Origin of the sequence: Rhodohalobacter barkolensis (assembly GCF_002834295.1) — a bacterium.
Lineage (GTDB): Bacteria > Bacteroidota > Rhodothermia > Balneolales > Balneolaceae > Rhodohalobacter > Rhodohalobacter barkolensis.
This window is the reverse complement of the sequence record NZ_PISP01000001.1, coordinates 1,037,707-1,058,939: the sequence shown is the minus strand read 5'-3', so window position 1 is coordinate 1,058,939 and position 21,233 is coordinate 1,037,707. Positions and strand designations below refer to the sequence as shown.

Annotated in this window: 15 protein-coding genes; 6 read left to right on the top strand and 9 right to left on the bottom strand. The window is 43.1% G+C overall.

Annotated features, from left to right (window positions below):
• Window positions 1–4 precede the first annotated feature (4 nt).
• Window positions 5–1,084, top strand: coding sequence for a M42 family metallopeptidase (locus tag CWD77_RS04385; RefSeq protein ID WP_101071997.1), 1,080 nt, complete (start codon window positions 5–7; stop codon window positions 1,082–1,084).
• Window positions 1,085–1,091: 7 nt separating this feature from the next.
• On the opposite strand, the gene galE is transcribed toward CWD77_RS04385, so the two are convergent.
• From galE to CWD77_RS04370, 3 genes are read right to left on the bottom strand one after another with little or no spacing between them, the layout of a single operon-like run.
• Window positions 1,092–2,108: a UDP-glucose 4-epimerase GalE gene (galE, locus tag CWD77_RS04380; RefSeq protein WP_101071996.1), complete on the bottom strand. Its 1,017-nt coding sequence runs from the start codon at window positions 2,106–2,108 to the stop codon at window positions 1,092–1,094.
• Window positions 2,109–2,136: 28 nt separating this feature from the next.
• Complete coding sequence (locus CWD77_RS04375) at window positions 2,137–2,484, bottom strand: taurine dioxygenase (RefSeq protein WP_101071995.1); 348 nt, start codon at window positions 2,482–2,484, stop codon at window positions 2,137–2,139.
• A gap of 3 nt (window positions 2,485–2,487) precedes the next feature.
• Complete coding sequence (locus CWD77_RS04370; protein ID WP_101072937.1) at window positions 2,488–2,856, bottom strand: acyl-CoA thioesterase; 369 nt, start codon at window positions 2,854–2,856, stop codon at window positions 2,488–2,490.
• A gap of 523 nt (window positions 2,857–3,379) precedes the next feature.
• On the opposite strand from CWD77_RS04370, the gene CWD77_RS04365 reads away from it, so the two are divergent.
• The 5 genes from CWD77_RS04365 (at window position 3,380) to recD (ending at window position 13,259) form a co-directional block, all read left to right on the top strand.
• Window positions 3,380–4,132: a ParA family protein gene (locus CWD77_RS04365; RefSeq protein ID WP_101071994.1), complete on the top strand. Its 753-nt coding sequence runs from the start codon at window positions 3,380–3,382 to the stop codon at window positions 4,130–4,132.
• Between the two features lie 5 nt (window positions 4,133–4,137).
• Window positions 4,138–4,530 (top strand): ribbon-helix-helix domain-containing protein, encoded by a 393-nt coding sequence (locus CWD77_RS04360; RefSeq protein WP_101071993.1) that lies wholly within the window; start codon window positions 4,138–4,140, stop codon window positions 4,528–4,530.
• A gap of 133 nt (window positions 4,531–4,663) precedes the next feature.
• Window positions 4,664–7,819, top strand: a complete 3,156-nt coding sequence (locus CWD77_RS04355; RefSeq protein ID WP_101071992.1) for an exodeoxyribonuclease V subunit gamma — start codon at window positions 4,664–4,666, stop codon at window positions 7,817–7,819.
• Window positions 7,819–11,436: an exodeoxyribonuclease V subunit beta gene (recB, locus tag CWD77_RS04350; RefSeq protein ID WP_101071991.1), complete on the top strand. Its 3,618-nt coding sequence runs from the start codon at window positions 7,819–7,821 to the stop codon at window positions 11,434–11,436. The genes CWD77_RS04355 and recB overlap by 1 nt, the downstream gene beginning before the upstream one ends.
• Entirely contained in the window at window positions 11,433–13,259 is a 1,827-nt protein-coding gene (gene recD, locus CWD77_RS04345; protein ID WP_101071990.1) for an exodeoxyribonuclease V subunit alpha, read from the top strand. Before recB ends, recD begins: the two co-directional genes overlap by 4 nt.
• 82 nt (window positions 13,260–13,341) lie before the next feature.
• On the opposite strand, the gene CWD77_RS04340 is transcribed toward recD, so the two are convergent.
• The 6 genes from CWD77_RS04340 to lysS all read right to left on the bottom strand — a co-directional run bounded on the left by CWD77_RS04340 (window position 13,342) and on the right by lysS (window position 21,093).
• Window positions 13,342–14,316 carry a hypothetical protein gene (locus CWD77_RS04340; RefSeq protein WP_101071989.1) on the bottom strand — a complete coding sequence of 325 codons (975 nt, stop codon included), beginning with the start codon at window positions 14,314–14,316 and terminating at the stop codon, window positions 13,342–13,344.
• Between the two features lie 200 nt (window positions 14,317–14,516).
• Window positions 14,517–14,687, bottom strand: a complete 171-nt coding sequence (locus tag CWD77_RS04335; protein WP_101071988.1) for a PLDc N-terminal domain-containing protein — start codon at window positions 14,685–14,687, stop codon at window positions 14,517–14,519.
• 276 nt (window positions 14,688–14,963) lie between these two features.
• On the bottom strand, window positions 14,964–15,305 hold the full coding sequence (locus tag CWD77_RS04330) for an STAS domain-containing protein (RefSeq protein ID WP_101071987.1): 342 nt from the start codon (window positions 15,303–15,305) through the stop codon (window positions 14,964–14,966).
• Between the two features lie 239 nt (window positions 15,306–15,544).
• A complete protein-coding gene (locus CWD77_RS04325; protein ID WP_101071986.1) occupies window positions 15,545–16,771 on the bottom strand; it encodes an ABC transporter permease in 1,227 nt (408 codons plus the stop codon).
• A gap of 327 nt (window positions 16,772–17,098) precedes the next feature.
• Complete coding sequence (locus CWD77_RS04320) at window positions 17,099–19,228, bottom strand: M28 family peptidase (protein ID WP_101071985.1); 2,130 nt, start codon at window positions 19,226–19,228, stop codon at window positions 17,099–17,101.
• Window positions 19,229–19,542: 314 nt separating this feature from the next.
• Entirely contained in the window at window positions 19,543–21,093 is a 1,551-nt protein-coding gene (gene lysS, locus CWD77_RS04315; RefSeq protein ID WP_101072936.1) for a lysine--tRNA ligase, read from the bottom strand.
• Between the last annotated feature and the right edge of the window lie 140 nt (window positions 21,094–21,233).

Below are 21,233 nucleotides of genomic sequence, written 5' to 3'. Positions count from 1 at the left end.
AAAGATGTTAGATAAAGAGTCACAGTCATTTTTAGAAGAACTTCTTATTACTCCGAGTCCGACCGGGTATGAATCGGAAGGCCAGAAAGTATGGCGTAAATATGTAAAGAATTATTCCGATAAAGTAGAGAGTGATGCTTACGGTTCTGTTGTTGCAAAAATTGAGACGAATATGGACGTCGCTACAATTATGCTGGAAGCCCATGCTGATGAAATCGGGATGGTTGTTCAACATATCTCGGATGACGGCTTTATCACGTTAAATAAATTGGGAGGAAGTGATTCAACCATAGCCCGAGCCAAGCGGGTTTATATTCATAGCAAAAAAGGCCGGGTTTTGGGTGTGACCGGGAACAAGGCAATCCACCTGCAGGATTCAAAAAACGGCGGTGGAAAACAGCCGTCGTGGAAAGATATCTATGTGGATATCGGAGCGGGAAGTAGAGAAGAAGCTCTCGATTTGGTTCAGATCGGGGATCCCGTTACTTACACTGATGAAGTTGAATATTTGAATGATGAAATTATTTCAGCCAGGGCACTGGATAACCGGATTGGCGGTTTTGTGATTGCACAGGTAATGCGACAGCTCAGAAAGCGGAAGAGTGAGCTTAAAGTGAATGTAATGGCTCTTAACTCTGTACAGGAAGAAGTGGGAGGGTTTGGAGCGCGTATGATGAGTTACCGGCATATGCCCGATGCCGCTTTAGTGACAGATGTAACCCATGCAACGGATACTCCCGGTATTAACAACAAAGAACACGGCACTGTAAAACTGGGAGAAGGCCCATCGGTTCAGCATGGTGGAGCGAATCATCCTTCGATTGTATCTCTCATTGAAAAAGCGGCTGAAAAGTCAGAAATAGCAATACAACACGAGGCAACCAGCGTAAGGACGGGGACAGATACAGACAGTATCTTTTACCAGAGAACCGGAATTCCGAGTGCATTGATATCCCTTCCGATCCGTTATATGCATTCACCGGTAGAAACGGCGTCACTGAAGGATGTGGAAGCACTGATCTCCCTGATGACCGAGTCCATACTGGCAATGGAACCGGATCAAACCTTTTCGGTATTTGAATAGCTGAGTTTTAGGAACCGTATCCGTTCGGATTTTTCTGCTGCCAGTTCCAGGCATCGCGACACATCATTTCGAGATCACGCTCGGCTTTCCAGTCGAGCTCCTTCTCCGCTTTTGATGGATCAGCATAACAGATTGCGGCATCACCTGGACGCCGGGGAGCAATTTCGTAGGGGATTTCAATAGAGTTGGCTTTTTCAAAGGCTTTTACAACGTCCAGAACGCTTGAGCCTTGCCCTGTACCGAGGTTATAGGTGACCACGCCCGGGTTTTCTTCCAACTTTTCAAGTGCTTTCAGATGGCCAATGGCCAAGTCGACAACGTGTATGTAATCCCTTACACCCGTTCCATCATGAGTAGGATAGTCATCCCCAAATACTCGCAGTTTTTCCAGTTTTCCTACAGCAACCTGCGTAACAAATGGCATCAGATTATTAGGAATTCCATTTGGATCTTCGCCTATTAATCCACTTTCGTGCGCTCCCACAGGGTTGAAATATCTGAGAAGTGCAATGTTCCAATCCCGATCAGACTGATAGAGATCCTTCAGAATATATTCAATAGTCAGTTTGGTACGGCCATATGGATTAACTGAAGTAACAGGACTGTCTTCAGGAATTGGAGATTTTTCAGGGTCGCCATAAACAGTAGCCGAAGAGCTGAATACTATATTTTTCACGCCAAACTCTTGCATCACTTCGCAAAGTATGACTGTGCCAGAAATGTTGTTTTTAAAATAGAGAAGTGGTTTTTCAACAGATTCACCTACGGCTTTTAAACCCGCAAAATGTATAACTGAGTCGAAATTGTATTTTCTGAACAGTTTACGAAGTCCATCTTTATCAAGTAGATCCAGTTCATGAAAATCAGCTTTTTTGCCGGTCAGTTTTTCAACCCGGGCCAGTGATTCCGTTTTACTGTTCGAAAGATTATCCATAACAACAACTTTGTAATCATCTTCGAGCAGTTCTAACACGGTATGGCTGCCGATAAAACCGGTTCCGCCGGTCACGAGTACAGTCTTCATAAATAGTCTTGGTTTTAAATCAGTTTAATTAAACAAGTTCTTGGAACTCAGCTATTACGGTGTCGCAATAGGTTTCCATGTCATCGGCTAAATCGGCCAGTTCTTCTGTGGATCTGTTCTCTTCAAGATAGGTCTTGGAAGTGTCGTACATTTCTATAACCGGGTCCAGTTTTAACATCATGGCTACCGGTTTAATTTTGTGACCGGCTCTTCGCAGTTCATCCATTTCTCTGGCCAGTAAAGACTCTTTAAAATGCTGTTTGAATTCGCCAAATGATTGAATAGATGCGTTGGAAAACTCTTTTACATATCCATCATCATCGTAGAGCATGTCCCGGATCAATTGTACATCAACTAAATTCTCTTTGTTTTCCATAGGTCAGTTTACGGGCTTGTTAATATTGTGAGGAGTAGGGCGCCCTTCTTCATCAAGATGGACAAATACTATTTTGTCAATTCGTATAATCGTTTCTTTGGTAAATTTGTGACGTACTTCACATTTTACGGTAATTGATGACTTACCAAAATTCACAGTCTCCATACCAATTTCAATGATGTCGCCCAGTTTGGCTGAACTTACAAAATCAATTTCGGACATAAATTTGGTGGCGATATTACTTTTTCCGAGCTGGCATATTACATAAATCGCAGCTTCTTCATCAACCCAGGCAAGAACACTTCCTCCAAACAGAGTTCCGTGAGCATTCAAATCCTGTGGTTTAATCAATTTACGACTGAAAAAGCGCATACCTTCGTGTATATCGGGCATTTCAAAAAACGTTTAGTAGGTTTTAATTCTTCTTTTGGTGGTTTTGAACACCGCAATTTTCTTTCATTAAAAAAGATTTCTCAATCATATATGTGTTGAATGAATCCTTTCACAGCTGATTGTTTTCTGACATCAGATCAAACATGTCTTTCATTAGTGTGAAGTTAAGAATAAAAATTTTCATTAAAGGTCATAATTAGCAGGTTCTCATCATCTATGGAAGATTTCAATAAAAGATATTGACGTATAATTGAGTGAATAGGTTCATGTGAAATATTCAGTTAAGCTTAACATGAGCTTAACAATTTGCTAATGTATAATGCGAATATTAGTGGAGTAACTCCAATACGTACTATCGACAATCAAATAACGGCAAAATGGGTGCTCTGACCGGGTGCCCTTTTTCTTTTAATTAATAATCTATACTATATTTTGTAACAAAAATTCATTTTCTTACTCCTTCTAATAGACAAAAAATGCGAATGTTTTCGATAGGGTTACAATGAGGAAAATTGCTTTTACAAATCAGAAGGGAGGGGTTGGGAAAACCACTACTACGATTAATACAGGAGCCGGATTAAGTAATCTGGGCTATAAAGTACTTTTAGTGGATATGGACCCTCAGGCCAACCTGACCTTCTCGCTGAAATTGCATTCCAATCGGATTGATAAGAATATCTATCATGTGCTTAAGGATGGCGCTCAAGTTTCTGATGTTATCATAAAACACAACTCCTTTGATATTCTTCCTTCATCTATTGAGTTATCCGGTGCTGAAATGGAACTTGTAAATGTTCCGGCACGGGAAATGCTGTTAAAAGATGCCCTGGATGAGGTGGACGACAAATACGATTTTGTGCTGCTCGACTGTCCGCCAAACCTTGGAATACTAACCCTGAATGCATTTACAGCTGCCGACGAGTTGGTTATTGTGCTTCAGTCAGAATATCTGGCACTACACGGCTTGTCTAAGTTGATGGATGTGATACAAATTGTTCAAAAACGGTTAAATAAGAACCTCAAAGTTGAGGGGATTCTCTGCACGTTGTATGATAATCGCAAGAACCTGAACCGGGAAGTAGTAGGACATATCCGGGATTATTTTGGATCAAAAGTATTTAATACCGTTATTAGAGATAACGTTGCTTTAGCAGAAGCACCCAGTCATCACAAAACAATATTTGAGTATGACAGAGAAAGTAACGGTGCTAAAGACTATCAAATGCTTGCGAAAGAAATCAGAAACGGCCACTAACCGATATGAACATAACTAAGAAAAGCTTAGGCCATTTCCCATTTAGCTCATCCGAAGTTGACGAATCGGAATACTCCTTTATTCCCGATATTAATGGGGGTGAAGAGCGGAAACCCCTCAGAAGTGTAAGAAATGAGCACAGCGGAGGGTTTAATCTGAACAGAGAATTACGTGAAATTGGCGGCAATCCTCAGAAAAATGATGATGAGCTTAGCCAGCATCTCGTTGAAAGAGATGTACCTGAACCCGTTGATGAAGACCCACCAAAGAAAAAAGTGGCCAGCTACTACCTGGAAGTTGACCTCATCGACAGACTGAAACTGTACGCCGATAAAATTAACCGCTCCTATTCTGCTGTAGTCACTGAAGCTATCGAAGAGTATATCGAGGGATATTAATTTCCCGAATGATTCTTTAACTACAGAACAGTCGTAAACAGATCCTATCTTTTTTGATCGGGTGACAGAAGTTGTCACTCTTGATTATTACATTGTCGAAGATTATTTCATCGATACTGTAATTTGAGAGTTTATGATCACCTACTATAGCGGCAACCGGCTAACCCTTTTGGCAGACAGGCTATCTAAATGCCTTGCAGATCATCTACCCGACGACCCGCTAGCCTCCCAAACTGTAATTGTGCCCAATCGTGATACGGCCAAGTGGCTTCAGCTTCAGGTATCAGTTAGAATGGGTATTGCAGCTAATCTGAATTTCGAATTACCTGCTGAGTGGCACTGGAAACAAATTCGAGAAATCTATCCCGATCTCCCCAAAGTACTTCCATCTGATCCTGAACCGCTAAAGTGGTCTCTTTTCAGTTTATTAAACGAACCTGATGTTCTGAAAAGATTTAAACGCCTTTATAACTACATTTCTGAACAGAGTGAGGAAATGAGAGGCCCGGCAACACTAAAACTATCCCGGCAACTCGCCTCTGTATATGATCAATACCTGATTTATCGTCCGGAGATGATTTTGAAATGGGATGCAGGTAATACAGGTTCTGGAGATGAAAAGTGGCAGGCAGAGTTGTGGCACCTTTTAACAGAGCGATGGAACCAAAGATTTGATGCTCCGGTCTGTTATCACAAGGCAAAGCTTTTTGAGATTGCAGAAAATGAATTCAGAAGGAGACAGACTGGGCAAAAGACTCCGGTTTTTATGTTCAACCCCGGTTTGTTGTCCGGTTCCATTGTCACTTTCCTGAAAGTCTTTTCTGAGAAAAACCTGGTATTCCTGTTTCAAAACAGGGTTACTGAGAATATTTCTGAAGCGTACGATTGTTCGATTTTAAATTCATTGGCGGATGAAACGGTAAGCATTGATTCAATCTTTCGGCCAATCGTCAGTGAAGAGAATCAGGAGTTTGACGAATTTGATGCATCCACACTTCTCGGTAAGGTTAAGAATAGGATCACAAAAAATCAGCCTGATGAAGTAGGTGATACTGATTTTGACCGGACTGCGGTTCAAATTCGATCATGCCACAGTCCACTCCGTGAAATTGAGACCCTACACCAATTTTTGCTGGAGCAGTTTGAGACTGACCCATCGTTGAAACCGGATGATATACTTGTTGTTACACCGGATTTAGCTCCATATGAAAAGATTATTGATGCCGTGTTTGGAATTCAGGAGGATGGAGTGCCGGAAATTCAATACAAAACTCCTTCATCCGGCTTCCGGCAATCGATGCAGTTAAGCAATACATTTCTGGATTTTCTGAACCTGCTGAGTTCACGGTTTCAATTTGATGACGTATTCGATCTGTTTCAATCAAAACCCATTTTAGAGAGATTTAAGATGACCGATTCTGACGCCTCCAGAATTAAAGGGTGGTTAGTAGACAACTACATTATCTGGGGGATTGATGAGGCACATCGTAAAGAATGGGAACAGCCGGAGCAGAAGACTCATACCTGGAAACGAGCGATACAGAGAATATGGGATGGAGATCTAATCGGCGACAATATTGAAGAAATGCCAGGTTTTGATCGATACACCGGTGTGGAGACAGTAACTGACAGAGAGCGCTGGGCTGTATTTAATCAATATTTCAATTTTTTATGTGATTGCCGGGAAGAACTTAAGAATCCCAAGAGTGCAGGGCATTGGTGTGATCTTTTGACTCGATGGGCTTCTGAGCTCTTCTCTGACGCTGTTATGCGGGAAGGATCGGGTACTTTGCTAAACTCAGGCTTTGAATCGCTTAGAAGTCAATTTGAGGCGTCATTTATCAAAGAAAAAATTTCATTTAAAATTATCAGATCAGAAATTGAATCGGTTTTGGATAAAAGCACCGGACAGTCTGCTCGTTTCACAGATGGGGTAACGTTCAGCAGTATGGTACCGGTTCGGGGATTGCCGTTTAAGCTGATCGCAATGATTGGTCTGAATGAGGAGAGTTTTCCACGAAAACAGAATGCTCCCGATTTTGATCTGATGAATCAAAATCCGCGAATAACCGAAAGAGATCGTAAAAAAGAGGATAAGGCTCTGTTTCTGGAATCGGTCATGGCTGCGGGAAAAACCCACTACTGCAGTTACATAGGCCAGAGTAAGGTGGATAACGAGCATTTTCCTCCATCACCGATTGTCAACGAATGGATTGATTTTTTGAGCAGAGTTACCGGAAAAAACCCGGAGAGCTGGGTTCGGCATGAGGCTATTTCAGGCTTTTCCCCGAATGCATTTGTCAACGGAAAGTCCTACTCAGATAAATATTACAGCGCCATGCAGGCTACCATTTCAGAAACGGCAAAGCGCAAAGGAGGATTACAGTTCAACAAACAACTGGATCAAAAGAAAGAAAAAGCCAATATTGAGCTGAGTGATCTGATTAGGTTCTACACCAAACACCCTGATTGGTTTTTGCGTAACAAGTTTAATGCAAGACCGCGTGATCCTGAGGAGGAGAGAGATGAATTTTCGCTCAGTGCTTTAGAAAAACATCAACTTTTCAGGCAGATCTTTTCATGGCGACTATCAGGAATGAGTTCGGATCAGATTCAATCTATAGTTCTTGAATCGGGATTACTGCCTGCAGGTTGGGGCGGGAGTAAAATATTTAATGAACTAGCTGATTCAGTTAACACTACTTTAGAGGTTTTAAGTGAACTGAATGTTAAACCGGAATTGTCATATATTGACATCAATATACTATTGCAAGACAATAGATTAAGCGGATCAATTGATAACTATACAAACAACGAATTCGTACAGGTTAATCCATCTTCAAAGCGAGGTGGGAATCTGTTTAAGGCATGGATAAATCATTTGGTTATACAGTCAACCGATGAAAGGGAAAGTCGACAAAGCAGATTTATTTGTGAGCTGAAAAAAGGAAAACCAAAAGTTTTAACATTTAGTCCGGTAGATAATCCGGATGAAATACTTACAGAACTAATACATGAATATCGTGATCACACCTTGAAACCGATGAAATTCTTCCCGGATGTGATTTATGATTACCTGGAGAAAGATCCGGATAAAAACCTGGAAAAAGCTCTTTCAGTTGCCAGGACAAAATTCGAAGGCAGCCAGTTTTCACCTTATGCCGAACGCGATAATCTATCCGTAAAACTGCTATATGGGCCTGGTGTGGAATTTTCAGATGAATTGCTGAACGATGCATACCTGAAATGGATAAAAATCATGGTTGAACATATGACGGAGGAGAAGTAATGTCGAAAAAGCTCGAATCGATTTATGATCTGCAGTGGGACGCCCGGGCCATTATTGAAGCAAATGCCGGAACAGGTAAGACGTATACCATTGTAGGGCTTTTTCTACGTCTGTTGCTGGAAAAAGAACTGAAGGTGGATGAAATATTGGTTGTGACGTTTACCAATAAAGCAGCTTCTGAACTTCGGGAGCGTATTCTTGAGTCTCTGCGCACAGCAAAATTGGTTCTGAACGGAGAGAAAGAGACTATTGATGATTTCCTGAGGGAGCTTTTTAAAAGGACGGAGGACAGGAAAGACGCTGTTAAAATCATTAATCAGGCTATACTTAATTTTGATGACAGCTTAATCTCCACTATTCATGGTTTTTGCCAGAAAGTTTTAAGAGAGGAGGCATTGCTGGCCGGATCCTCATTTGGTGCCGAGATTTTCCGGCAGGATTCTCAACTTGATGAGGCTACGGAGGATTTCTGGAGAGAGTATGTTGCGGAAAACAGTAGTACTGAACCGGGACAGTACAATCTGGAAATTCTATATAATTTAAAAAAGGTAAATAGCGATTCGGCTCACCCGGATACTCTAAAGAAAGTACTGAATGATCTCTTTAAAAAGCCGTATGCAGAGGTTGAAGGTGAGGTGATGGACAATGTTCAGGGGTACCTTGCTGATGTTCTCAGTCTACGTGATAAATTGAAGCGAAGTTGGGATAAACACCGATCCCAGATTCTAAAAGAATTTTTAGAGTGTGATTTGAGTCACTATTCGGAAAGAAATGTGACAAGCAGAATTCAAAAGATGGATGACTTCCTCAATTTCCCACTTTATGGCAATGAGATAATTGACCAGCTTAAATACTTCAAATGGAGCTATGTTAGCGACGATTCAAACCTGACGAGCAAAGGCACGGTAAAGCCTGAATATTGTGAGTTTTTTGATCTGGTTGATGAATATTCTGATCTGATCTCAGACATCGAAAAAGTAAAAACTACGGTTCTTCTCGAGGCTTATAATAGAATTAATGAGCGCCGTATCAATCTGAAAAAAGATTCAGAGACATACAGTTATGATGATCTTCTTATAAAACTTCGAGACGCTCTTACTGTTGGTACTAACGCTGATAAACTGGTCAGGAAATTGAGAAAGCGGTATTCGGTTGCCCTGGTGGATGAATTTCAGGATACCGATCCCATTCAGTACAAAATCTTTGACAAAATATATCCCGCTAACTCTGTTGATTCCTCACTGCTCATGATCGGTGACCCTAAGCAGGCGATCTATACATTTCGGGGAGCCGATGTATATGCCTACCTGAAAGCAAAGAACGAACTGCAGGGTGAAGTCTATACGCTTCAGGACAACTACCGAAGTTCTGAGGGAGTAATTGAAGGAGTGAATGCGCTGTTTGGGTTTAGTGACTATCCGTTTTTGGACGAGCAGATCGAGTATAATCCATCCGGAGTTGGGATGGAGCATCTGAGTCAACAGTTTTTGCAAAATGGAAAACAGGTACCCGGAATTCATTTCACAGTTTATGAGCCCTTTCAAACCGGTAAAGATGACCTGCGCTACTACTCTGTGCATCAAACCGTTCGGGAGATAGGTGAGATGCTGGAAGATTCCACATTGCAGATCTTTGATGAAGAGTCGGAAGTGATGAGGCGAGTGAAGCCTGGAGATATTGCCATTCTGGTGGCTAAGAACCGGGACGCTGAAAAAGTAAAACATGAATTGAAAAAGGTTGGACTGAGCGCCGTTACCTACTCTAGAGAGAAGGTGCTGGAGTCGTTTGAGGCAATCCGGATTAAGCTTTTGATGGAGAGTGTCCTTGATCCCGAAAGCAGTTCAAAAGCCGGGAATTTACTGGTTTCAGGATTTTTCGGATTTGATGGAGATCACCTGTACAAAGCCGGCGATGATGAGTCATTTTTAACTCAACTGTTTGAGATTCTTAACCAATTGAATGAGATCTGGTACAGCCATGGCTTCTATGCCATGATCCGTCATCTGCTTTTTAAAAAAGAGTCATTGCATCACTTTTCGGCTCAGCCTGACTCTGAACGGGTTCTGACCAATCTGTTCCATCTTGCGGATATTTGCGCAAAGGCTGAGCAGGAACATGCCCTCTCAATGGGGGAGCTCTACCACTGGTTTCTGGATGAGATGAAGCAAGCTGAGGATGACGATGAAAAGACGCAGCTGCTGGAAAGCGATCAGAAGCTGATTAAGATCCTGACCGTTCATACCAGTAAAGGACTGGAGTTTCCAATAGTTTTTTGCCCGTTTTTGTGGGAGGGTACAAGAAAAGAGAAGGGCGATGAATTTAACGAGTATCACGATGAAAATAACCGTTTGAAAATCAATGTTGATTTCAGAAAAGATGCGAATACAGAGATTGTTCAGAAAAGTATCCTGGAATCTGTTTCGGAAGAAGTTCGTAAAACGTACGTGGCCATTACGCGTGCAAAATATCAATGTAGGATCATTTGGGGCAGCCATACCGAATCACACTTATCGGGTATGGGAGGCATTATGCTTGGTAAGAAATTTATTGAGGAACAGATTGATAATAAATTGGGAGAAAAGGATAAACAGGTAAGTACTACAAAATTTATAGATATAATTTCTGAGGTTCAGGCTCAGCATGCTGATTTCATTTCGATCAAAAAGATATCAGAATACTATCAAAGAGAAGAGCCTGTGAAACTGTCTGATGAGTTTGAAGCCGTACCTGATTTTCAGCCCTATAGCGGCCCTGTAAAAATTCAACCCGGAAGACGACTGGATAGTTTTTCTTCACTGACCTCCCACGGTGGCGATGCCTCCCAGCCCGACTATGATCAGACTCTTGAAAGCTACGTCTCGTTTCTTCAGGATAGTTCTGAACAACAGAGAAAACAGAGCATCTTTACCTTCCCAAAAGGAGCCACAGCCGGTACGGCCATTCATAAACTGTTTGAGCATGAAGATTTTGAGTTTGCTGCAGCTAATCAAACCAATCTGATTCCGATTACTGAAGAGGTTCTTGATCAGTACAACTTCGATAAAAAATGGTCAGGTGTTTTGCAGAAAATGATGCGAGACGTAACCGGTTCAACGATTGGCGACCTGGATTTAAGTCAGGTTAAAAGAGTGGATGAAATCCGGGAGATGGAATTTCATTTTCCATCATCAGATCTCCAACTGGACGAAATTCTGGAGATTATTCGGAATAGTCCACATTCTCATAAGAACAAAAGCAGACTTCAAAACTACCTGACCGGGTTTATCGATTTGACAGTTCGTCAAAATGGCAAGTATTACATTCTGGATTATAAATCGAACTATTTGGGAGATCAGATCGAAGATTATGCGCCTGAAAAACTGAGGCGCGAAATTGAGTCGGTCAATTATGACGTTCAGTATCACATCTATACGGTGGCGCTGAAAAAGTATCTCACGACACGGATTCCAAATTTTGATTATGATCGCGATTTTGGCGGTGTAGCCTATCTCTTTGTGCGTGGAATGCGGGCTGATTCAAATAACGGGGTCTGGAGCGTCAAGCCCGAAAAGGAGGTCATTGACCGGCTTGAGATTTACCTGACATCAGAAACAAATCAAGAGGAGATGCAGCGATGAGTCAGATAAACACTCTTTTTGACTGGTACGGCAGTGGAAAGTCGGAAGGCTGGATTGAACTCTATGAACAGGAGCTGGTTCGCTATCTCGAATCAAAATATGGAGTTCTAACTGACGCAGAACGTTTAGTAGCCGTGTTTACGTCACTGTATTTGAAAGCTGGTCACGTAAGTTTACCGATCGACCATTCGCCTAAAGAGTGGGCAGAATATCTGAATCTGGACAGTTCGGAGCCGGTGCAGCTGCCGGATCAGATGATCGATCGATCCGAGCTGGAATCCAGTCAGCTTGTTGGAAATGGAAGTGATGAGAAACCATTTATCCATCATGGCGATCGAATCAGCATACGCAGGTTCTTTATGTATGAGAAGCGGATTGCCGATTGGATTACCCAACGAAGTAAATCAGTTTTTGAAGCGGATTCTGATTATCCGATCGACTACTTTTGTTCACTTTTTGAAGGAGAAACAGAATCACCCAACTGGCAGCAGGTAGCTGTAGTGATGTCTTTGATCAAACCGTTTCTGATCATTTCTGGGGGACCGGGAACAGGTAAAACAACAACGGTAGCTAAAATCCTGGCGATGCAGTTAATGAGCAGTGATGATCCGTTGCGGATTACTCTGGCGGCCCCAACCGGTAAGGCGGCCGGACGAATGGCGGAATCACTGAATCGAGAGATCGAAAAGCTGAATGTCCCGAAGGAGAAAAAAGAACAACTGCCTAAAGAGGCGGGAACTCTTCATCGGCTGCTCTATGGAATGGATCGGGGTGGTCTTTTACCCGATCCCGAAAAGAAAAAATTGCGATATGATCTGATCATTGTGGATGAGGCTTCAATGATTGATCTGAATTTGATGTATAGACTGATTTCTCACACTGGAGACAATACCCGGTTGATTCTTCTTGGAGATAAAGATCAACTTGCATCGGTGGAGGCGGGGTCTGTTTTTGCCGATCTTTGCCAAAAGTCTGAAAATGGATTTTTAGATCAGACCGCGGCTGAAATTAAACGATTTATTCCGGATGTAGAGCTATCAGTGAACGAGCAGTCGGTTTTAAGCGACTCTGTTCTCTATCTGACCAAAAGTTACCGGTTCGATTCAGACAGCGGAATTGGAAAACTGGCTGCAATTGTAAAACAGGGAGAGGCAGATTCCGATCATATAGCGGATGCAATGGATCAAAGTCCGGAGCTGAATCACGATGAGTTTGACTTCAGCAGAGAGAGCCTGGAAAGTTTTGCGAACACAATTTCGGGGCAGGTAAAAGAGGTGAATGAAATTGTCGATGAAAAAGAGTTGATGGCATTCTGGAAGCGATCAGCATGGCTCACAGTTCTTCGGAGAGGTCCGGAAGGGAGTCGGGAGCTGAACCGACTTGTGGAGAAGATTCTGGTACTTCAGCGCGCGGTTCAGCCTGTAAACGACTGGTATCATGGCCGTCCGGTGATTATGACACGTAATAACTATTCGCTGGGAGTTTTCAACGGAGACCTCGGAGTTTGTATGAGGGATTCTGCCGGGAAATTGAACGTCTACGTGGAATCCGGATCCGAGATCAAAAAAATACAGCCCAACCGGCTTACGGATTATGCTCCGGCATACTTTTTAACCGTTCACAAAAGCCAGGGATCAGAGTTTGAACACGTGAATCTGTTGCTTCCTAACCGGGATACTCCCATCTTGACCCGTGAGTTACTCTACACAGCCATCACCCGTTCTCGGAAGAGCTTCAGACTGTTTGGAAGCATGGAACTCTTTGCCAGTGGAGCAAATCGTAAAACTGTAAGATACACCGGGCTGAAAAATTTGGTAACCTGAGTTCTAGTGCAGATTCAAATACCACAAGGTCAGAATGAGACCAAAGTTGCGATAAGTTTTGTGATTGCAGACCGAGATACTTTTAAAATGTCCACTTGGCAATAGCCCGGTGGTGTTTGCTGTGGCTCGTACAGGCATAAAAGTTTCCGGCAGGATCCCACGCCATGCCGTACACCGAAGCACCTAAAAAGTCAGGGCCCGGGTTTTCATTGGGATTTAGATTTAGCATATAACCGCGGGTAGGTGCTGAGAAGCCGATCATGCCGGTTTCACTGATCCGGTAGGCAAGCCTGCTCCCGTCGGGTGACAGAGAATATTCACTTTTCCACTGGTTACTGTCCAAGTCCCAAATACCGATCCTGCTGCTTGTAAGTCCGCGGGGGCGATGAGTTGCAAGCTGCCGTCCTTCGTTGGCGTAAATTTCGATTCGCTTATCGGAGGGCTGCTCAACACGAATATTCGGTTTGACAGGATCAGGCCTCTCCGCACAGTTTCTGTCATCACTAACCTGAATAACAAGAGGTCTGCTGTTCAGGTCAACCCTGTAGTAAAAGCGGGCCCTTGATCTGGACGGTGTAGATATTCCTACCTGCGGAGAGTTTCTGTTCTCAATCCGGTTTGAATTCTGTCCTGATTCGGTTTTGTTGTTCCAATCAGCGATAGTGAGGTATAGTGTTTGGTTGTCCGGACTAAAGCAACCCAGTCCATCCGGGCCAATGCCCTGTTCAATTCGCTGTTTAACCGTTGGATCCGGCCCAGCAAAGAAATTTTCACCCGTTTCCAGATCAACCAGGTAGGTCTCCCGCTGATTGGAGGCATTTCGTGAGTCCCGGTCAGTCAGTGGTGAAACATCACCCTCATACTGAAGCCAGCGCCCGTCAGAAGAGATAGAGAAACTGCACCAGGAGGCGTCTGGAGTAGCGATGATTTCACCGCCATTGTCATCAGGGTTTGATGTAACTGCACAGCCGCCGGTGTACATCAGAAAAAGGAGAGAAGTAGCAAAAGTAGTGATACGGGATTGTATCAAAAAATCCGGAAAAGATTTCTCATGCATAATCTCAGGGCTACGTTCTCTTTTCTCGACAAGTTAGTCCCCATTTCAGACTTGCCGGAAGAAAATACTTTCTCGTTTTCAAAATGAACATGACTGGATACTTTCTGGGAAGGATAAAGCGGATTATTTCTAGAAAAGGAACGAAATGAAAAACGATCTTTTCACTTCGCCTATACCCATCAAAGCGATATAAGCGTGAATTAACTCTTCTTCATGAAGTAGTAGACAATAGCTGTGATTATACTGAAGAAGAATGCAGCAAGCGTCCAGATGATTTTCTCACCGGTTCCCATGGAGGGTTGTTTGGTCCACACTTCAATGATGACATAAATGGCACAGATGAGGGCGATAATTCCAACGATAGTTCCCATAGCATTCTATTGGTTAGTTAGTTGTTGTAAGTCGAAATCTAGCAATTAGTTGGATCTTTGCAAATGATCAGTTTAAAATGCGGCAAATAGGCTTAACAGATCATTTAAAAGTGTGATGGTATACTTTGGTTTAATCAACCTACTGTTCTAAATAGGTCTATTTCGCCTGACCGAATCCGTTTGATTCAGTTCAATACAATGGATATCTGACTGAAAACCGTGATGATGGGAAAGAACTAAAATTCCATTAAACTCATACCCACCATCAGTTCATAATCATTTTTGATAGGCTTCAACCGCTTCATCAAGTGTTTTATAGTGATCAAAAACAGTAATAAGCTTGGTAACCATAAGCAGGCTCTCAATTCTGTCTGATGCACCGGAAATTTTTAAATCACCACCGGCATTTCTGAGACTTGTCATCGAACTGATCAGGATGCCAAGACCAGAAGAGTTCATAAACTTAACTTTACTGAGATCTGCCACAACATTTGTCTTTTCCTTCTCAACAAGTTTTTTGATTTCATCATGAAAAGTTGTTGCAGATGGTCCTCCCATAACATTACCCTTAAGTGTAAGAATAACTGTATTGTACCTTTCGGACATTGAGTAGTTCATATTTCCCCGATTCGATTGTGTTTAGTGATGAAATTATATCTAAGTGTTCTCTTATTTTTAAATAATCAAATATTCGGATTAATGCTCAAATATTTTGGATAAAGAAAATTATTTCAAACAACAGACTAACGTCCACATATTTGACGATTTGATCTATTAATGAGACCTAAACTCACCGGCAGATACTGTATAAACTGTTGTTTTTTATGGACGATGTCAAGATTAGCTTCTGATCGGAATTACTTGCCAATCGAAAGAACTTTTACAGGATCTGTTTTTGCAGCAATTCTTGCAGGAAGCCAGGAGGCCAGGGCGCAAAGGAGAAAGGTGATGCCACTCACAATCACGAAATCGATCAGATGCGGCTCAACGGGAGCGGTGCTCATGTAGTAGTTCTCTTCAGACAGTGGAATAATTTGGTAGTTGACCTGAAGCCAATAGAAGAGTAGTGATATTCCAATCCCGATAATGAGACCGGATGAGGCCACAAAAAGCCCTTCGAGCAGGAAAATCTTTCGGATCGCCTTACTTTTTGCACCGATGGTTTTCAAAATTCCAATATCGCGAACCCGCTCGAGTACCATCATCAATACGGTTCCAATGAGATTAAAAGCTGCGACAATTACCATCACTCCAATAACGAGCGGTATGGTCTGTTCCTGCAGATCTACCCAGGCAAAAATATTTCGATATCGCTGATAAACACTTTCTGTGACGTACGGAAACCGGGTTTCATCCCGAATCACTCTGTAGATAGGTAGAATTTGATCCATGTCCCCAACATTAATATCAAATGAACTCGCCTGCTGCGTATTGAACTCAAAGATTTGGCGGGCTGAATCGATATTGATCAAGGCAAAATTATCATCAAAACGGGCTATGCCGGTCTGGTAAATTCCGGTCAGTGTAAACTGTTTGATCTCCGGAGTGTTGAGGGGAGACGGCATGCCGTCAAGTGCATATACGGTTACGCGACCGCCAATTTCTGCTCCGATATTTCTTGCAAGATCTGAACCAAGAATAATTCCGGGAAGCCCCGATTCGGTTTGATCCAATTGATAGTTTCCTTCCGAAATATACTCTCTGAGCTGTGTTACATCACCATCTACCGGTACACCTTTAATGCCGCTGCCACTCACATCCCTTGATGACTGGATCATGACCTGACCCAATACAACCGGCTGGGCCTGTTCAACTCCGGGAATATCGTCCAGAAAAACCTGAAGAGTATCAGCACGGTTCATCGGATCGTTCATAAACGTGTTGACGGTGATATGAGGAGCAAACCCAACAATTTTCTCATTAATTGTGGATTTAAACCCGTGAACGATGGATAGTGCAATCAGGAGTCCGGCAGAACCGACGGCAACCCCGGCAATGGCCATGATCTTGATAAAAGACAGAAACCGGGACTCGCGTTTGTTTCCCTTAAAGTAGCGACCGGCAATGTACCAGGTAAATTTCATGTAAGATCTTGCAGTGAGGAGTTAGGGTACCGAAATGTAACAGATGAACTTTTAAATTTGTTGCTCAAGTATACAAAAATGTTTTCAAGTGATGTTGTATCTATTTGACTTTAAAATGTTGATTAAGAAGAGGGATCCAGTTATAAAGCATTCAAAATTTGGCACAGTTCTATTATTCTCTAACTCCAAAATACTTACTGAAGACATGGTATTTCTATCAGGAGCAGCGAGTAGTGATTACTCTTATCCTTGATTCCATAGAATAAATAGTTAATGAGAATAACAGAAATACCATGTCTCTTGATCATTGTCACGAGATATCAATCATCACTTTGCCGAAGTCAGATCAACCAGCTCACTTATATTACTGTTTAGATCTTTAAAAGCCTCGGCGTGAATTTCAACCCATTTGGAGATTTCATTTTCATCAAATCCCTCTTCAATCGCATATTGAAATGCGGGGAGCATCCATGAAGCATATCCGCTGTATGGATCGGGGGATGCGTAGATGGATTTTAGCCAGGCACTGTAGGGCATTCCTTCATCCACAATAAAATTTCGCTCCAGCTGTATGAGCTTACGATTGATCTCATCCCGATTCACATTTGCATAACCGGAAGCGGTTAAGTTTTTCATGTTTTCTGCGAGCTGAGTCACCAGATTCTCCATCTCACTCAGTTCTTCATTCATCAGTTCTGCAGGGATGGATAATTCATAAGATTCAGCCTTGCTTTGAATGTCGCTTAGGTGCGAAACCAGATCTTCATGATATCGTTCAAAATCGTATGGCAGGAGGTCTGCTTCGGCAAATCGAAGTGCAACGGTTCCATAAACCCCTCCAAGTGCGGGACCGTAAGAGAAAGATCCATCCAGGTGAGATTTGTAGTATTCGAACGTATCGTAATTTGAATGATAAACCGGCGACCATTGCGACATACTGATTCCCGCCGCCGGAACTCCAATGTGCATGTACAACCCAACGTGGTCTGAGCCTCCTCCCAGGTTGCCTAACGATGGGGAGTCGGATTCTCCGGCCCAGGTTTCGTAAAGCGATAGGGTAGTGTCAGGGTGCTGCACCATTTTTGAAGCTTCGATGATCGGTTTCTTCAACGATGGAGATGATGACGCTCCGAAGGATGGGCCAGTCACGGCTGAATCGGCATTCAGATAAAGGATTGAATTAGCATCGAGCTCTTCTGTCAGATGTTCCACCCATTCGGATGAACCGATCAGCAGATACTCTTCAGCATCCCAGTGTGCAATCATAATACTCCGTTTGGGCTGATATCCGTTTTGAACCATCTCTCCCAAAACATCCGCCACAGAGAGCAGCATCGCCGTACCGCTGTTCGGGTCGATGGCACCAAATCCCCAGGCATCGAAATGACTTCCCAGAATGATCCATTCATCAGGATATTCGGAGCCCTCGATCACACCGATTACATTGGTGATGGGTTTCAACTCTGCGGGCTGATCCACCTTTACATTTACTTTGATTGGTGTATTGCTATTCATTCGATATGTGAATGGAAGTCCGCCTTGCCAGTTTTGATCCGGTACAGGATCTCCATCCATCTGCTCCAGAATTTTCTGTGCAGAAGCGTATGGCAGCGGAGCGATCGGGATGGTGTGAAAATCCACTTCATCCGGATCAAGCCGATCGATATCAATATCGCCATCAACCGGGTGGGCGGGTTCAAATGGGGTGAGAGGGTCACCGTAATAATCGGTGGTTAAAGCAGAACCGCGCTGTATGGTACTTTCGCTAATGAATTTATCCTCAGGGTAAGCGGGGCCGTTCACATAGCCACCATTTGCCGGATCGGAGTAGATAATCAAACCGATGGCGCCGTACTCTTCGGCATATTTGGCTTTGTAACCGCGGAAGTTTCCGCCATAACGGGCAATCACAATTTTGCCCTCAACAGAAACTCCGAGTTCATCCAGCCGTTCAAAATCCTGTTTGGTTCCATAATTTGCATAGACAACTTCTGCTGTAACATCTCCAGAACCGCTATAGGCATTCCATCCGTGATGCAGACGCTCATCAGCACTGTAGAGGTCCTCTTCGAGGATGTACTCTTTATTATTTAGCGGTTCCCGTTTTGGTCGAACAATTTCGACTTTAACCTCACCCGGCTCCGGCAGCCATACATCATAGTCATAGTGATCTACACGAAGACCGGCTTCTTCCATCGACTCGGTCATATAGTCAATAACCCGTCGGTTTTCCTCCGTTCCGGCAATATTGGGTTCCCGGGTAAGTCGGTAGAGATGTTCTCTGTACATCTCCGGTTTAAGAGCCTGAATCAAGGTCTGCTCCAGTTCAACCTGGGTAGTAACCCGGTTTTGAGAAAAACCATCCAGGGACTGAGGTGTAGAAGGCTGAGCCGTTAGTGGATTTGAAAAGAGTAATAATAAGGGAAGCGACAGGAGTAGTATGAAAGTACGCATCATGTGGTTGAAAATAGGGTTTTAAATTCAGTCCATGAAAGTGGTGACTTCCCGGGAGTAATGCAAGGAGTTGGAGGTCGGATTTGATAAAGTCATATTCAAAGACATGGTATTTCTATATAGAGTAGCAGCTGTTTTTTTCTCAAATCATTGGTGCAGTTTGATGAGTTGTTCAAGAGAGACATTGAAATAACATGTCTCAGAATGATTATAAATAAAAAAGACCTGTCAGGTTTTTGAAACCTGACAGGTCTGGAATAAAATGCGTAATTAGTATCCGTCTGACCGCGTGGAGCGGTCTGACGGGGCGTAATAAACTATTCCGGTCTCATCTGTGGGAAGAATAGGACGTCGCGGATGGAGTCGGAGTCAGTCATAATCATCGCTAAACGATCAATTCCGATACCAATTCCGGCCGTTGGGGGCATTCCGTACTCAATGGCACGGAGGAAATCCTCATCCACTGTCATCGCTTCGTCGTCACCGCCGGCACGAAGCCTGGCCTGCTCCTCAAAACGCTCCCGCTGATCCACAGGATCATTCAGCTCGGTAAAGGCGTTGGCGATCTCTTTTCCATTACAGATTGCTTCGAAACGCTCCACGAGTCCATCTTTGGTTCGATGTTTCTTCGCCAGCGGACTCATCTCGATCGGGTAGTCGGTAATAAAGGTTGGCTGAATCAGTTTGGGTTCAACATACTCACCAAAAATTTCATCAATCAGTTTGCCTTTGCCCATACCTTCTTCCAGCTCGATGTGAAGATCTTTGGCAATCTTACGGATTTCATCTTCACTCTTGTCACTCAAATCGTGACCGGTCTCTTTCTCGATCGCTTCGTACATTGGAATTCGAGGCCAGGGAGCTTTAAAGTCAATCTCATGGTCACCCACTTTTACTTTGGTTGAACCGTGAAGAGTTTGAGCGACATGCTCTACCATCTTCTCCATAAAATCCATCATCCAGTTGTAATCTTTCCAGGCCACATAGAGTTCAACCTGTGTAAATTCCGGATTGTGGAACCTTGAAAGTCCCTCATTTCTGAAATCTTTAGAAAACTCGTACACACCGTCATATCCGCCAACAATCAGTCTCTTCAGATAGAGCTCATTTGCAATACGCAGATAGAGGTCCATGTCGAGCGCATTGTGGTGTGTTACAAATGGACGAGCGGATGCCCCACCGTAAATAGGCTGCAGAATTGGAGTTTCAACTTCCAGGTATTCTCGCTCATTCATAAAGTTACGCATCGATTGAACCATCTGAGTACGCTTTACAAAGACATCGCGAACTTCGGGGTTAACAATCAGGTCTACATATCGTTGACGGTATCGCTGCTCTTTATCAGAAAATGCGTCGTAGGTAACCGTTTCGCCGGCCTCATTTTCCACCTCTTTTGGGGTAGGAATGGGGCGAACAGTTTTTCCGAGAAAATCGAAAGCCTCGGCATGAATGGTTGTTTCGCCGGTTCCTGTTTTAAAGACAAATCCTTTAATCCCGACAAAATCCCCGATGTCGGTCAGTTTCTTGAATACCTTATTATAGTTATCGGTGCCGAGCTCATCGGTGGCAACATCGTCACGGCGAATATAAACCTGTATAGTTCCTTTCGAATCCTGCAGAGTAAAGAACGCGGCTTTACCCATAATTCGGCGCGTCATTACGCGACCGGCAACAGAAACACGTTCTGCGTCGCCCGGATCATCCGGTGTATCGGTCAGATAGTGATCTTCGTTGTTTAAAATTTCCTGAGAATAGTGGGTAATATCGTACTCATAGGGAAAGGGGTTGACATTCAGCTCTCTGAGTTTGTCAAGTTTTTCCAGTCTGATTTCCTGCTGTTCACTAAGTGAAGGTTCAGCGTTGCTCATTGTGTAATTATCTATTTTTTTAATGTCGAAATTTTCATCAGATGAAGCCTCCAAAGATACAAAAACTGAACTGTAATTGGCAGAATCATTTTTCGTATATTAGAAGAATCCACCTATTCTTTAAAACTTTCTCATTGGGA